This window comes from Streptomyces sp. NPDC060194 (assembly GCF_042728285.1).
Taxonomy (GTDB): Bacteria; Actinomycetota; Actinomycetes; order Streptomycetales; family Streptomycetaceae; genus Streptomyces.
In genome coordinates this window covers 1-13,489 of sequence record NZ_JBHWZH010000149.1, presented here as the reverse complement: position 1 = coordinate 13,489, position 13,489 = coordinate 1, and the positions used below count along the sequence as shown (strand labels likewise).

12 protein-coding genes are annotated in these 13,489 nt (G+C 75.5%); 4 read left to right on the top strand and 8 right to left on the bottom strand.

Annotated elements, in window-relative coordinates; genetic code table 11:
- Window positions 1–59: 59 nt before the first annotated feature.
- Together ACFWEG_RS24630 and ACFWEG_RS24625 are read right to left on the bottom strand one after the other, a co-directional pair.
- Window positions 60–773, bottom strand: coding sequence for an MIP family channel protein (locus ACFWEG_RS24630; RefSeq protein ID WP_387219053.1), 714 nt, complete (start codon window positions 771–773; stop codon window positions 60–62).
- 108 nt (window positions 774–881) lie between these two features.
- Window positions 882–1,619, bottom strand: a complete 738-nt coding sequence (locus tag ACFWEG_RS24625) for an SseB family protein (RefSeq protein WP_387219050.1) — start codon at window positions 1,617–1,619, stop codon at window positions 882–884.
- 42 nt (window positions 1,620–1,661) lie between these two features.
- On the opposite strand from ACFWEG_RS24625, the gene ACFWEG_RS24620 reads away from it, so the two are divergent.
- The gene (locus ACFWEG_RS24620; protein WP_387219056.1) at window positions 1,662–2,333 is read left to right on the top strand and encodes a serine hydrolase; all 672 of its coding nucleotides are present in this window, start codon (window positions 1,662–1,664) and stop codon (window positions 2,331–2,333) included.
- 2 nt (window positions 2,334–2,335) lie between these two features.
- Here the strand turns inward: ACFWEG_RS24620 and mycP are convergent, their stop codons facing one another.
- Both mycP and ACFWEG_RS24610 read right to left on the bottom strand, forming a co-directional pair.
- Complete coding sequence (gene mycP, locus ACFWEG_RS24615; protein ID WP_387219048.1) at window positions 2,336–3,520, bottom strand: type VII secretion-associated serine protease mycosin; 1,185 nt, start codon at window positions 3,518–3,520, stop codon at window positions 2,336–2,338.
- The gene (locus tag ACFWEG_RS24610) at window positions 3,517–4,575 is read right to left on the bottom strand and encodes a hypothetical protein (RefSeq protein WP_387219046.1); all 1,059 of its coding nucleotides are present in this window, start codon (window positions 4,573–4,575) and stop codon (window positions 3,517–3,519) included. The genes mycP and ACFWEG_RS24610 overlap by 4 nt, the downstream gene beginning before the upstream one ends.
- 147 nt (window positions 4,576–4,722) lie before the next feature.
- Between ACFWEG_RS24610 and ACFWEG_RS24605 the strand changes: the two genes are divergently transcribed.
- Window positions 4,723–5,925 carry an amino acid deaminase/aldolase gene (locus ACFWEG_RS24605; protein WP_387219044.1) on the top strand — a complete coding sequence of 401 codons (1,203 nt, stop codon included), beginning with the start codon at window positions 4,723–4,725 and terminating at the stop codon, window positions 5,923–5,925.
- 32 nt (window positions 5,926–5,957) lie between these two features.
- Here the strand turns inward: ACFWEG_RS24605 and ACFWEG_RS24600 are convergent, their stop codons facing one another.
- The 3 genes from ACFWEG_RS24600 to ACFWEG_RS24590 are packed head-to-tail and all read right to left on the bottom strand — an operon-like array spanning window position 5,958 to window position 9,552.
- Window positions 5,958–6,761, bottom strand: a complete 804-nt coding sequence (locus ACFWEG_RS24600) for a 3-oxoacyl-ACP reductase (RefSeq protein WP_387219042.1) — start codon at window positions 6,759–6,761, stop codon at window positions 5,958–5,960.
- A gap of 3 nt (window positions 6,762–6,764) precedes the next feature.
- Window positions 6,765–8,144, bottom strand: a complete 1,380-nt coding sequence (locus ACFWEG_RS24595) for an aldehyde dehydrogenase family protein (RefSeq protein WP_387219040.1) — start codon at window positions 8,142–8,144, stop codon at window positions 6,765–6,767.
- 40 nt (window positions 8,145–8,184) lie between these two features.
- The gene (locus ACFWEG_RS24590) at window positions 8,185–9,552 is read right to left on the bottom strand and encodes a glutamine synthetase family protein (protein ID WP_387219038.1); all 1,368 of its coding nucleotides are present in this window, start codon (window positions 9,550–9,552) and stop codon (window positions 8,185–8,187) included.
- A gap of 234 nt (window positions 9,553–9,786) precedes the next feature.
- Here ACFWEG_RS24590 and eat point away from each other — a divergent pair, with 234 nt between their 5' ends.
- Together eat and ACFWEG_RS24580 are read left to right on the top strand one after the other, a co-directional pair.
- Entirely contained in the window at window positions 9,787–11,253 is a 1,467-nt protein-coding gene (gene eat, locus ACFWEG_RS24585; RefSeq protein ID WP_387219036.1) for an ethanolamine permease, read from the top strand.
- A 35-nt stretch (window positions 11,254–11,288) separates the two neighbouring features.
- Window positions 11,289–11,993, top strand: a complete 705-nt coding sequence (locus ACFWEG_RS24580) for a gamma-glutamyl-gamma-aminobutyrate hydrolase family protein (protein ID WP_387219033.1) — start codon at window positions 11,289–11,291, stop codon at window positions 11,991–11,993.
- Here the strand turns inward: ACFWEG_RS24580 and ACFWEG_RS24575 are convergent.
- The gene (locus ACFWEG_RS24575; RefSeq protein ID WP_387219030.1) at window positions 11,962–12,930 is read right to left on the bottom strand and encodes an aminoglycoside phosphotransferase family protein; all 969 of its coding nucleotides are present in this window, start codon (window positions 12,928–12,930) and stop codon (window positions 11,962–11,964) included. The genes ACFWEG_RS24580 and ACFWEG_RS24575 overlap by 32 nt on opposite strands.
- Window positions 12,931–13,489 lie beyond the last annotated feature (559 nt).

The window sequence follows — 13,489 nt, the reverse complement described above, 5'->3', positions numbered from 1 at the left end:
GACGCACACGTCGTGCGTCCCACCCGGCTCTCCGGCGTTCCGGGGGCGGATCGCCCGCGTCAGACGGCCACCTCGTCCGCCGGCACGCGAACCGCGTCGCGGGGGTGCGTGAACTGGATGGCCAGCGCCGCGAGCACACCGCCGACCAGCGGGGCGACGATGAACAGCCACAGCTGGGACAGGGCGGCGCCGCCGGCGAACAGCGCCGGGCCGATGGACCGGGCCGGGTTGACGGAGGTGCCCGTCAGCGGGATGCCGACCAGGTGGATGACGGCGAGCACGAGGCCGATGGGCAGACCGTCGAAGCCGAGCACGGCGACCTTGTGGGTGACCGCGAGCACGATGTAGACCAGCAGGAAGGTCAGCACGATCTCGGCGAGGAGCGCGCCGAAGATGTTGATGCCGACGGCCGAGCGGTCGCCGTAGCCGTTGGAGCCGAAGGCGCCGCTGGTCTTGAGACCGGGCACCTGCTTGGCGAGCAGGAAGAGCAGGGCGGAGCCGACGATGCCGCCGAGCACCTGCGCGATCCAGTACGCGACGGCGGTGCGCTGGTCGATGCGCTTGGCCACGAACATGCCGAGGGTGACGGCGGGGTTGAGGTGGCAGCCGGATATCGGCCCGAGCGCGTAGGCCAGGGCCAGCAGTACGAGACCGAAGGCCAGGGCGATTCCGAGGGTGCCGATGTACTCGCCCGCGAGTACGGCCGAGCCCACGGCGAAGAACACCAGCAGCAGGGTGCCCAGGAACTCTGAGATCACGGGGCGGGTCTCCATGAACAGTCTCCTCGCGAAGATGTACGGAATGATCCGTTTTCCTCGCAATTCTCTGTCGGGTCCGGTCCCCCCGCCTCTCGGACCGGGCCGCGCGCACCCCGCCCCTGGTCAGCGCACGTAGAGGGGGGCGTTCGGCGCGGGGGCCCCAGCGGGCAGCAGCGCCAGGTCGATGCCCTGGTCGAGGCGGGCGCGCAGCCCGTGGTCGGAGGCCAGCGCGCGGGCGACCCGCTGGGCGGTCTCCGCCGCCGGAGCATCCGCGTCGAGCACCAGGGCGAGCGTGCCGTCGCCCCGTCCCGGGCCCAGGTGCGCCCGCACGACGGCGGGCTCGGCGGCCAGCACGGCCCGTACGGCGGCGACCACGGCCGGGTCGGCGAGCGGGTCGACGACCGTCCGGCCCTCGGCGAGGGCGAGCATCGCGGCCCGGGGCACCTCGTAGGGGATGGGTCCGGCGACGTCGAGGACGAGGCAGTCGGCCTTCTCGTGGGCCGCGGCCTTCAGGGCCTGGTGGAGGGGGACGGCGACGGGCCGGGCGGCGGCGTCCCAGCGGGCGAGGGCGGCGGTGGAGGTGAAGGCGGGCAGCGCGCTGCGGCCGGCGGCCCGCAGGGTGGGCACGGCCATGTCGCTGGTCTTCTCGCGCCGGAGTCCGTCGGGGCCCTCCTCCACCTCGCCGAGGACGGCGACGACGGGGACGAGCAGCCGGGCGCCCCGCAGGGCTGCGAGGACGCGGGAGCGGGCGGCGCGGTCCGTGCGGTCGGCGGACCAGGCGTCGAGCGCGGCGGTCAGCGCGGGGTCGGCGGAGCCGTCGTCGTCGGAGAAGCCGGGGTCGGGGATGTTCTTGGAGGACACGGAAGGCGAGCCTAGTCGCAGGAGGTGAGGGGTTTGTCCCAGGTGGTGGTCGCCGAGGGGGTGCGGCTCTCGCTCGCGCTGCTCGACACGGCGACGGGCGCACGGGTGCGGTACGACGCCGGGTGCGGCGCGGACCGGCCGTACGTCACGGCGAGCGTGGTCAAGGCGCAGATCCTGGCGGCGCTACTGCTCCGGGAGGACGGCCGGCTCGACGCGGGGGTGCGGGAGCGGGCCGCGGCGATGATCCGGTGCAGCGACAACGACGCGGCGACGGAGCTGTGGCGGGCGATCGGCGGGGCGGCGGGCCTCGACGCGTCGAGCGCACGGCTCGGCCTGACGGCGACGCGCGCGGACGAGCGCGGCCGGTGGGGCCTGACGCGGACGACGGCTGCGGATCAACTGCGCTTGCTGCAGGCGGTGTTCGGCGATCCGTCGCCCCTCGGTCCGGCCGGGTCCGCGTACCTGCGGGAGCTGATGGCGGGGGTGGTCGCGGGGCAGGACTGGGGGGTCTCGGCGGCGGGTCCGGCGGCGCTGAAGAACGGCTGGCTGCCGCGCACGGGGACGGGCCTGTGGGTCGTCAACAGCGTCGGCCGGGTGCGCGCGCCGGACGGCCGGACGCTGCTGGTCGCCGTGCTCAGCGACGGGCACGCCTCGCTCGCGGCCGGGATCGCCGCGGTGGAGGAGGCGGTGCGGGCGGCGGCGGGCCGCGGTTGAGGTCAGTGGCCGCGGGGGCGGGCGCGGCCGAACCAGAGGCCGGCGCCGACGAGGACGAGGACGGCGCCCAGCGCGCCGGCCGCCGGGGCGAACCAGTGCCGCTCCGGCTCGGGGCGGACGACGCGGGGGCCGTCGCCGAAGTACCGCGGGGGGCTCGGGGCGGGAGCGCCGGCGGCCGGCTGCGGGGCGGAGGCCCGCTCGATCGCGGCGGCCGGGTCGACGATGCCGTGGCCGAGCGCGTCGTCGCGCCCGCCGTCGGGGGCGTCCCGGGCCGTCTCGGTGATCAGGTCCCGCACCTGGACCGGGGTGAGCTCCGGGTGCGCGGCGCGGACGAGTGCGACCGACCCCGAAACGAACGCGGCGGCGGCGCTGGTGCCCCAGCCCTCGTAGTAGGAGGTGTCGGGGTCGGCGAGGACGACGTCGACGCCGGGGCCGCTCACGGTGGCGTACCAGCGGCGGGTGGAGAACGAGGCGCGGGCGCCGAACTCGTCGACGGCGGTGACCGCGATCACGCCGGGGTAGGCGGCCGGGTAGGAGACGCGGTCGCCCTTCTCCCCGCCGTTGCCGGCGGAGGCGACGACGGAGACGCCCTTGGAGAGCGCGTACTGGACGGCGGCGTCCTCGCCGCGCTCGGGGTGGGCGGAGGCGCTGTCGTCGCCGAGCGAGAGGTTGATGACGTCGGCGCCGTGGTCGACGGCCCAGCGGATGCCCTGGGCGAGGGCGTTGCCGCGCAGGGTGCGGGCCCGCTTGCGGGCCGGGTCGCTGTCCTCGAGGATCACCCGCACCGGCAGGATCTTCGCCTCGGGGGCCACGCCGAGGACCCCCTGTCCGCGGTCCGGGCCGTGCCCGCGGCCGGCGATGATGGCGGCCATCCCGGTGCCGTGCCGGGCCCAGGGGCGGTCGCCGCGGTCCGCGCCGAAGCCGACGAGGTCCTTGCCCGGCAGGACCTGCCCGGCGAGGTCGGGGTGCCGGTCGTCGACGCCGGTGTCCAGGACGGCGACGGTGACCCCCTCGCCCTCGGTGGTCCGCCAGGCGTCCGCGGTGCGCAGCGCCTGGTGCGACCACTGCCGGTCGCGGATGGGGTCGGCGTGGGCCTCGGCGGGCCGCAGCACCTCGGTCGGCAGCAGGACGAGGCCGAGCGCGGCGAGCAGGGCGAGCGGGCGGCGGTGGCGGCGGACGGTCCTCATCGGCGCGGCTCTTCCTGCCGGACGGCCGCCGTGCGCAGGCCGCGCTCGATGCGGTCGGCGAGGCCGCGGGCGTCGTGCCCGAGCCCGGACTGGGCGGGCGCGGTGGTGGCGTCCTCGTCCACGGCGAGGGCGGCCGGCTGCGGGGCGGCGACGGTGCGGCCGTCGGCGAAGCCGGAGACCGCGTAGACGACGACCGGGACGTCCCTGAGGACCCGGATCGACCAACTGGCGCGCTGCTGCACGCCGAAGCCCGCGGCCGGGGTGCCGACGACCGCGTACGGGCGTGGTATGAGGTCGGTCCGGCGGTCGAGGCCGCCGGTCTCGAAGCGCCGGCGCAGGGCGGCGGTGGCCCGCTCGTCGGCGGTGGTGAAGAGCAGGCCGACGGTGATGACGTGGCTGCTCGTGGCGTCGGCGTAGGTGGCGCGCAGGAGGCGGGCGCAGCCGGCCGGGGCGAGCGCGTCGGCGAGCAGCGGGTCGAAGGCGTCGGCGCAGCCGGAGTCGGGGGCGACGGCGACCCGGTCCCAGCGGCGGTCGGCGCCGCCGGGGCCCGCGCGCTCGCCCTCGACGGTCGGCGGGAAGAGGGTGTCGACGGGGACGCTGTGCCACAGGTCGGCCGCGGCGGCGAAGGAGGAGGCGGGTCGCGTGTCCGCGGTGTCCGCGCGGAGCCAACTGCCGGTCAGCGCACCGACGACGCACCCGAGTCCGAGGATCACGCACACCGCCGCGGCGAACGCGCGCGGGTGCGCTCCGGCGGGACGCAGCCGGCGGGCGGGCACGTCGGCGTAGGGGGGCGGGGGCGGGGGGCGGTGCGGTGCGGGCGGGCCGTCGGCGTGGAGCGGGCCGCCCGGGACCGGTCGCAGGCGGACGGTCGTCTCCTCGGGCAGCGGGCGGCCGCCGCGCGGGGCGGAGTCCGGGCGCTGCGGGGCGGGCGGCGGGAAGGCCGTGGGGGCCGGGGACGGCGGGGCGGCGGACGGGCCGCCGGCGGGCGGTACGGGCGGGCGCGGGGGCACGGGAGGGCGGGGCGGGACGCCGGTGCGCCGCGATTCGGTGCTCATCCGCCCCCCTTGTCGTCCTCGGCCGCACGTCACTTTACGGGGCCGGGCCCCCGGCGCGCGGGCGCGTGCACACCCTCGGGTGATCTGCCCGGATCCTCCCCCGCCGCCGGGCTACCGCCGGGTAGCGGGGTCTGGCAGGCTGCCGCCATGACTCCCCGCGCCACCGACCGGCTCCGCTACGACCGGGCCACCGCCCACCTCGACGCCCCGCTGGCGATCGTCGACCTGGAGGCGTTCGACGCGAACGCGGCCGACCTGGTGCGCCGGGCGGGCGGCAAGCCGGTCCGCGTGGCGTCGAAGTCGGTGCGCTGCCGGGCGCTCCTGGACCGGGTGCTCGCGCGCGAGGGCTTCGCCGGGATCATGTCGTTCACCCTGGCGGAGTCCCTGTGGCTGGCCCGCGAGGGCTACGACGACGTGCTGCTCGCCTACCCGTCGGCGGACCGGGCGGGGTACGCGGAGTTGACCTCCGACCCGAAGCTCGCGAGCGCGGTGACCGTCATGGTCGACGACCCCGCCCAGTTGGACCTGATCGACGCGGCGCGCGACGGCGGACGTGAGGAGGTGCGGGTCTGCCTGGAGCTGGACACCTCGCTGCGGCTGCTCGGCGGGCGGATCGCGGTGGGCCCCAAGCGCTCCCCGGTGCACTCCCCCGCCGAACTGGCCTCTCTGGCCCGGTCGGTGGCGCGCCGGCCGGGCTTCCGACTGGTCGGCGTGATGGCGTACGAGGGCCATGTGGCGGGCGTCGGCGACGCGGTGGCCGGGCGGCCGCTGCGGTCCCGGGCGGTGCGGCTGATGCAGGCGGCGGCCCGCAGGGAGCTGGCGGAGCGCCGCGCGGCGGTGGTCCGCGCGGTCCGGGCGGTCGCCCCGGACCTGGAGTTCGTGAACGGCGGCGGCACGGGGAGCGTGCAGCACACGGCGGCCGAGGACGCGGTGACGGAGATCGCCGCCGGTTCGGGCCTGTACGTGCCCCGGCTGTTCGACCACTACCGGTCGTTCACCGCCCGCCCCGCGGCGCTGTTCGCGCTGCCGGTGGTCCGGCGCCCCGGGGTCGGGGTGGTGACGGTCCTCGGCGGCGGCTACCCCGCCTCCGGGGTGGCCGGCGCTGACCGGTCGCCCGTGCCGTACCTGCCGGAGGGGCTGCGGTTCGACCCGCGGGAGGGGGCGGGCGAGGTGCAGACGCCGCTGCTCGGGGCGGTCGCCGACGACCTGCTGATCGGCGACACGGTGTGGTTCCGGCACGCCAAGGCCGGCGAGCTGTGCGAACGGTTCGACGCGCTGCACCTGGTGGTCGGCGACGAGGTGGTGGAGACCGTGCCGACGTACCGCGGCGAGGGCCGCACGTTCCTGTAGGGGGCGGCCCTTCCGGACCGCCCCCCGGCCCGTCACACCGGGGTCACGTACGCGCCCGAGATGCCGCCGTCGACGAGGAAGTCGGTGGCGTTGACGAACGAGGAGTCGTCGCTGGCGAGGAAGGCGACCGCGGCGGCGATCTCCTCGGGGCGGGCGAAGCGGCCGAGCGGGATATGGACGATCCGGCGCGCGGCCCGGGCCGGGTCGGCGGCGAACAGCTCCTGGAGCAGCGGCGTGTCGACGGGGCCCGGGCAGAGCGCGTTGACCCGGATGCCCTCGCGGGCGAACTGCACGCCGAGTTCGCGGGACATGGCGAGCACCCCGCCCTTGGAGGCGGTGTAGGAGATCTGCGAGGTCGCCGCGCCCATCCGGGCCACGAAGGACGCGGTGTTGATGATCGAGCCGCGGCCCTGGGCGCGCATGTACGGCAGGGCGGCCTTGCAGCACAGGTAGACGGAGGTCAGGTTGACGTCCTGGACCTTCTTCCACGCCTCCAGGCCGGTGGTGAGGATCGAGTCGTCCTCGGGGGGTGAGATCCCCGCGTTGTTGAACGCGATGTCCACGCTCCCGTACGTCTCCTGCGCGGCCGCGAAGAGCGCGTCGACCTGCTCGGCGTCGGTGACGTCGACCCGGACGAAGGTGCCGCCGACGGCCTCGGCGGCGGCCTTGCCGGCACTCTCGTCGATGTCGCCGCAGACGACGGCCGCGCCCTCGGACGCGAGCCGGCGGGCGGCGGCGAGCCCGATGCCGCTGCCGGCGCCGGTGATCACGGCGGTGCGGCCGACGAGGCGGCGGCAGACGAAGGTGTCCTGGGGGTCGGGGTCAAGGTCCGTCATGGTTCAGGCCTCCGGGTCCGTGCGGGTCGTGCTGATGAAGACGTTCTTGGTCTCGGTGAACGCGGCCAGCGCGTCCGGGCCGAGCTCCCGGCCGAGGCCGGACCGCCCGTAGCCGCCGAACGGCGTCGCGTAGCGCACGCTGGAATGGGAGTTGACCGACAGGTTGCCCGCGCGGACGCCCTGCGAGACGCGCAAGGCGCGGCCCACGTCCCGGGTCCAGATCGACCCGGAGAGCCCGTAGGGGGTGGCGTTCGCGAGCCGGACGGCGTCGTCCTCGTCGTCGAACGGCAGCACCACGGCCACCGGCCCGAAGACCTCCTCGACGGCGACCGGCGCGTCGGGCGCGGTGTCGGTGAGGACGGTGGGCGGGAACCAGAAGCCGCGCCCCTCCGGCGCGCTGCCGCGGATGGCCGCCGCGCCGGGATCGACGTAGGAGCGCACCCGGTCGAGCTGGACGCGGGAGATGAGCGGGCCCATGGCCGTCTTCTCGTCCCAGGGGTCGCCGACGACGACCGACTCGATCGCGGGGGCGAGCAGGGCGAGGAACCGGTCGTGGACGGAAGCCTGGACCAGGATGCGGGTGCGGGCGCAGCAGTCCTGGCCGGAGTTGTCGAGGAACGCCATCGGGGCGGCCAGCGCGGCGGCTTCGAGGTCGGCGTCGGCGAAGACCAGGTTGGGGCTCTTCCCGCCGAGTTCGAGCGTCACCCGCTTCACCTGGTCGGCGCACCGGGCCATGATCTGCCGGCCCACCCGGGTGGAGCCGGTGAACACGATCTTCGCGACGCCCGGGTGCTCGACGAGCGCGTTGCCGGTGACGTCGCCGGCCCCGGGGAGGACCTGGAACAGGTGCTCGGGCAGGCCCGCCTCCCGCCCCAGCCGGGCCAGTTCGAGGGCGGTGAGCGGGGTCGTCTCGGCCGGCTTGAGTATGACGGCGTTCCCGGCGGCGAGCGCCGGCGCCACGCCCCAGGCGGCGATCGGCATCGGGAAGTTCCACGGCGCGATCACCCCGACGACGCCGAGCGGTTCGAGGAGGGTGACGTCGAGACCGCCCGCGACGGGGATCTGCCGTCCCGTCAGCCGCTCCACCCCGCCGGCCGCGTAGTCGAGCAGGTCGCGGACGTTGCCCGCCTCCCAGCGGGCGTTGCCGAGGGTGTGCCCGGCCTGCCGCACCTCGAGCCGGGCCAGCTCCTCGACGTGCTCGTCGACGACGGCGGCGAACCGCCTCAGCAGCCGGGCCCGGTCGGCGGGCGCGGCCGCCGCCCACCCGCGCTGTGCGGCGGCCGCCCGGGTGACCGCGGCGTCCACCTCGGCGGGGGTGGCGGCCGGGACGACGGCGACGACCTCCTCGGTTGCGGGGTCGATGATGTGGTGCTCGTGGGTCACGTATCTCCTCACGGTCGTGCTCGACCCGCCGCACGGTCCGTCACATGCGTTCGAAGGTGCGGCGGAGTTCCCAGTCGGTGACCGCGGCGTCGAAGGCCGCGAGCTCGACCCTGGCCATGTTGGCGTAGTGGGCGACCACCTCGTCGCCGAACGCGGCCCGCGCGATCGCGCTGTCCTGCCACAGCTCGGCGGCCTCGCGCAGGGTGGTGGGCACGTGCGCGTAGTCGGCAGTGTAGGCGTTGCCGGTGCAGGGCTCGGGCAGCTCCAGCTTGTGCTCGATGCCGTGCAGCCCGGCGGCGATCAGACCGGAGACCGCCAGGTAGGGGTTGACGTCCCCGCCCGGCAGCCGGTTCTCGAACCGCATCGAGGGGCCGTGGCCGACGACCCGCAGCGAGCAGGTGCGGTTGTCGTGGCCCCAGGCGACGGCGGTGGGGGCGAACGAGCCGGGCTGGAAGCGCTTGTAGGAGTTGATGTTGGGCGCGTAGAGCAGCGAGAAGTCGCGCAGGGCGGCGAGCTGCCCGGCCAGGAAGTGCCGCATGGTCGCGGACATGGTGTGCGGGTCGTCGCCGTCGGCCATCACGCTGCGGTCGTCGGCGTCCCTGAGCGAGAGGTGGATGTGGCAGGAGTTGCCCTCGCGCTCGTCGTACTTGGCCATGAAGGTGAGCGCGTACCCCTCCTGGGAGGCGATCTCCTTCGCACCGGTCTTGTAGATCGCGTGCTGGTCGCAGGTGACGAGCGCCTCGTCGTACTTGAACGCGATCTCGTGCTGGCCGGGGTTGCACTCGCCCTTGGCCGACTCCACCGTCAGGCCCGCGGCGGCCATCTCGTTGCGGATGCGGCGCAGCAGCGGCTCGACGCGGCCGGTGCCGAGGATCGAGTAGTCGACGTTGTACTGGTTGACCGGCGTGAGCCCCTTGTAGCCGCGGTCCCAGGCCTCCTCGTAGGTGTCGCGGAAGACGATGAACTCCAGCTCGGTGCCGGCGTGCGCGCTCAGGCCGAGCTCCGCGAGCCGCTCCAGCTGGCGGCGCAGGATCTGCCGGGGCGCGGGCGCGACGGGCTCGCCTCCGGAGGTGTGCAGGTCGGCCATGAGCAGGACGGTCGCGGTGTCCCAGGGCACCCGGCGCAGGGTGGCGAGGTCGGGGCGCATCGCGAAGTCGCCGTAGCCGGAGTCCCAGGAGGACGAGGCGTAGCCCTCCACGGTGTTCATCTCGACGTCGACGGCCAGCAGGTAGTCGCAGCCCTCGGCGCCGTGCTCCAGGACGTCGGCGAGGAAGAAGTCGGCGGCGAAGCGCTTGCCCTGCAGACGTCCCTGCAGGTCGGGGAAGGCCAGGACGACGGTGTCGATCTCGCCGTCGGCCACCAGCGCGCGCAGCTCGTCGAGGGCGAGCGGCGGAATGCGGTCGGTCACAGGATCAGTCCTCTCGTCCACCGGACCCGGCCCAACGTACGGCCCGTCCGTCGGCTTTGGGAAGCCGCCTCACGGGCGGTTCACCCGCTTCCCTGTCCGCTGTGAGCAGCGGTAACCCCGGTGTAACGCACGGGGGTTGTGCAGTGCCCCTCCGAGGGAGGAAGGTCGGTGCCCTTCCGCCGGACGAGTGGTCCCGGCCGCCGTTGCCTGCCCCCAGCCGTGAGGAGACCCGTGATGGCCGACGACACCGCATCCGGAACGGAGGCCCCCGCGCCGGGCGGCGCGGAGCGGCAGCCGGACGCGTACCTGAGCCGGCGGGCGCTGCGCCGCGGCAGCGCGGGCTGGCTGCTGCTCACCGGCCTCGGCGTGGCGTACGTCGTCTCCGGGGACTTCTCCGGGTGGAACGTGGGACTCGGCGAGGGCGGGTTCGGCGGGCTCGCCGTCGCCACCCTGCTGATGGGCGTGATGTACGCCTGCCTGGTCTTCGCGCTGGCGGAGCTGTCGGCGATCCTGCCCACGGCGGGCGGCGGCTACGGCTTCGCCCGTCGGGCGCTCGGCACCTGGGGCGGCTTCCTGACCGGGACGGCGATCCTCATCGAGTACATCCTGGCGCCGGCCGCGATCTCCATCTTCATCGGCGACTACGTCGAGTCGCTCAACCTCTTCGGCCTGGAGTCCGGTTGGCCCGTCTACCTCGCCTGCTTCGTGGTCTTCGTCGGGATCCACCTGTGGGGCGTCGGCGAGGCGCTGCGGTTCAGCCTGGTGGTCACCGCGATCGCGGTCGCCGCGCTGCTGATCTTCGCGGTGGGCGCGTGCACCGAGTTCGACGGCGGCGGGCTGAACGACATCCCCGCCGACCCGGACGCCTTCGGTGCGAACTCCTGGCTGCCGTACGGGCTGCTCGGCATCTGGGCGGCGTTCCCGTTCGGCATGTGGTTCTTCCTCGGCGTGGAGGGCGTCCCGCTCGCCGCGGAGGAGGCGAAGGACCCGGTACGGGTGATGCCGCGCGCGATGTCCCTGGCGATGGGGATCCTCGTGCTGCTCGCGGTGCTGACGTTCCTCGCCGCGACCGGGGCGAGCGGCTCGGCGGCGCTGACCGACGCGGGGAACCCGCTGGTGGTGGCCCTGGAGGGCGACGGCGAGCCGACGGCCCTGAGCCGGTTCGTCAACTACGCGGGCCTCGCGGGCCTGGTCGCCTCGTTCTTCTCGCTCATCTACGCCGGCTCACGGCAGCTCTTCGCGCTCTCCCGCGCCGGGTACCTGCCCCGGGTCCTGTCGCTGACGAACAGCCGCAAGTCCCCCTACCTCGGCCTGCTGATCCCGGGCGCGATCGGTTTCGGCCTCGCCGCGTCCACCGGCGACGGGGCCCGGATGCTGAACATCGCGGTGTTCGGGGCGACCATCTCCTACGCGCTGATGGCCCTCTCGCACATCGTGCTGCGCCGCCGCGAGCCCGGCCTGGAGCGGCCCTACCGGACGCCCGGCGGGGTGCTCACCTCGTCGACGGCGTTCGTCCTGGCCCTCTCCGCGCTGGTGGCGACGTTCCTGGTGGACCAGGAGGCGGCGTTCATCGCGCTGGTCGTCTACGGCGTCGCACTCGCCTACTTCGCCCTCTACAGTCGACACCACCTGGTCGGACACGCGCCCGAGGAGGAGTTCGCCGCGCTGGCCGAGGCGGAGGCGGAGCTCACCCGGGAGTGACGACCGGCCGTCGTCGACCCTGTTCGGAGGAGCACGTGCCGTCCACCGCCCGCCGACCGCTGGTCGGTGTCTCGACCTACCTGGAGCCGAGCCGCTGGGGGGTGTGGGAGATGCCCGCCGTCCTGCTGCCGGCCGCGTACCCCCGGCTGGTGCAGCGGGCCGGCGGGGTCGCCGCGCTGCTCCCGCCGGACGACCCGGCGCACGCGGCGGCCGCCGTCGCCGGGGTCGACGCGGTCGTCGTAGCCGGCGGCCCCGACGTCGACCCCGCGCGCTACGGCGCCGAGCGCGACCCGCGCTGCGGGCCGCCGGCGCCCGAGCGGGACGCCTGGGAACTCGCCCTCATCCACGCCGCGCTGGAGTCGGGCACCCCGCTGCTCGGCGTCTGCCGCGGGATGCAGCTCCTCAACGTCGCCCTCGGCGGCACCCTCGTCCAGCACCTCGACGGGCACACCGCGTCGCTCGGCGTCTTCGGCGGCCACCTCGTCAAGCCCGTCCCCGGCACCCTCTACGAGTCCGTCGCACCGGACCCCGTCGACGTCCCCACCTACCACCACCAGGCCGTCGACCGCCTCGGTCGCGGTCTCCTCCCCGGCGCCCACGCCCCCGACGGCACCGTCGAGGCGCTCGAACTCCCCGGCCCGCACTGGGTCCTCGGCGTCCAGTGGCACCCCGAGATGGCCGACGACCTGCGTGTGATGTCCGCGCTGGTCAGCGCAGCAGGGGCCCGCTCCGCCGCCTGAGCCACGCCAGCGCGGCCGCGCCCTGGGCGCGCTGGAAGGGGCGCAGGGTGGGCAGGCCCGGCGGGTCCGGCTGGAGGCCGGAGCAGACGAAGTAGCCGGTCAGCGCGGCGAGGACGCACGTCACCGCGGCGGGGTCGGCGGCGCGGCCCAGCGGGTGGGTCGTGAACGTCTCCTCCGGGTCCGGGCCGCCCTGCGCGGCGATGCAGGGCAGCGCGACGAGGAGGTCGAACCACGGGGTGGTGCGCATCGCGTGCGGCCAGTCGACGAACACGACCCGGTCGGGGGTGAGCAGCACGTTGTCGGCGCGGATGTCACCGTGCGCGAGGGTCTCGCCGTGGAGGTGCGCCGGCCAGGCGGCGGCGAGTTCCGCCAGCGCGGGCAGGTGGCGCGCGGCCCAGGGGTCCAGGCGGTCGTCCCCGCCCGCCTCCAGCAGGCGCCGCCACCCCTCGAACATCGGCCCGGCGCGCTCCTCCACGCGGGCGGCCGGGAACGGGGCGGGGGTGAGATCCGCCGCCAGGTCGGTGAGCGCGTCGAGCAGCCTGCGCAACTCGCCCTCGCGCCACGGCACTTCCGGCATCCGCCCGTCCACGTCCTCGAACGCGAGCACCACCCACGCGCCGTCGTCGAACCAGCCGAGCAGCCGCGGGGCGGGGGCGCTGCCGGGGAGCGCGGCGGCGTTGCGGGCCTCCGCGAGGTGCAGGTGCGGGCTGTGCGGGTTCGGGTCCCGACCGATCGCCTTCACGAACGCGCGCCGGCCGTCCGCGAGTCTCACCCGCACGGCGATCCCCGGCGAGAACCCGCCGTTCTGCGTCGTCGCCGTGACGACCTCGGCCCCGAGCAGCGCCTCGGTCGCGGCGCGGGTGTCCGCCGGCAGTTCGCCCCAGTCACGGCGTAAGCCGGTGGCGGGCGGGGCGACGGGTTTCGGTGTCGGGTCCATGCGCCATGGTCCGCCGCGTGCGGGTGGTGAGGCCATGGGTTTTCCCCCACCCCGCCCCTTCCCGAACCCCTGCGGGGGCTGTGCGGCTCCGCCGCAGTACCGGCCTGCGGCCGACGCCCTCGAACTTCCCCAAGCTCCCGGCTTCGCTCGAGCAGGGGAGACCCCATCGCCGGGCTGATGGGTTGTGCGGCGCGGCAGCGGCAGACCAACCTGAGCCGCGGACTCCTCCCCGCCGCGCCGCACACTCCTGCGGAGCCGCACACTCTCCCCCGCCAAACCGCACACTCCCCCGAACCGCAGGCTCTCCCCCCGCCGAACCGCAGGCTCTCCCCCCGCCGGACCGCACACTCCCCCGGCCGGGCCGCACACTCCCCCCGCCGGGCCGCACACTCCCCCGAACCGCAGGCTCTCCCCCGCCGGGCCGCACACTCCCCCCGCCGGGCCGCACGCTCTCCCCCGTCGCGCCGCGCCACTCCCCCGAGCCGCACACCCTCCAGCCCGGCCGGCGTTTGAGGCCGAGCGCGTTGTTCCGCGCGAACGGGGGTGCGGGGGCGGAGCC

Bases quoted from the DNA above. Each gene is read 5' to 3' on its own strand.
- ACFWEG_RS24610 (WP_387219046.1), bottom strand. From the start codon at position 4,575: ATGAGCACCGAATCGCGGCGCACCGGCGTCCCGCCCCGCCCTCCCGTG.
- ACFWEG_RS24575 (WP_387219030.1), bottom strand. From the start codon at position 12,930: ATGGACCCGACACCGAAACCCGTCGCCCCGCCCGCCACCGGCTTACGC.
- ACFWEG_RS24605 (WP_387219044.1), top strand. From the start codon at position 4,723: ATGACTCCCCGCGCCACCGACCGGCTCCGCTACGACCGGGCCACCGCC.
- mycP (WP_387219048.1), bottom strand. From the start codon at position 3,520: ATGAGGACCGTCCGCCGCCACCGCCGCCCGCTCGCCCTGCTCGCCGCG.
- eat (WP_387219036.1), top strand. From the start codon at position 9,787: ATGGCCGACGACACCGCATCCGGAACGGAGGCCCCCGCGCCGGGCGGC.
- ACFWEG_RS24630 (WP_387219053.1), bottom strand. From the start codon at position 773: ATGGAGACCCGCCCCGTGATCTCAGAGTTCCTGGGCACCCTGCTGCTG.
- ACFWEG_RS24600 (WP_387219042.1), bottom strand. From the start codon at position 6,761: ATGACGGACCTTGACCCCGACCCCCAGGACACCTTCGTCTGCCGCCGC.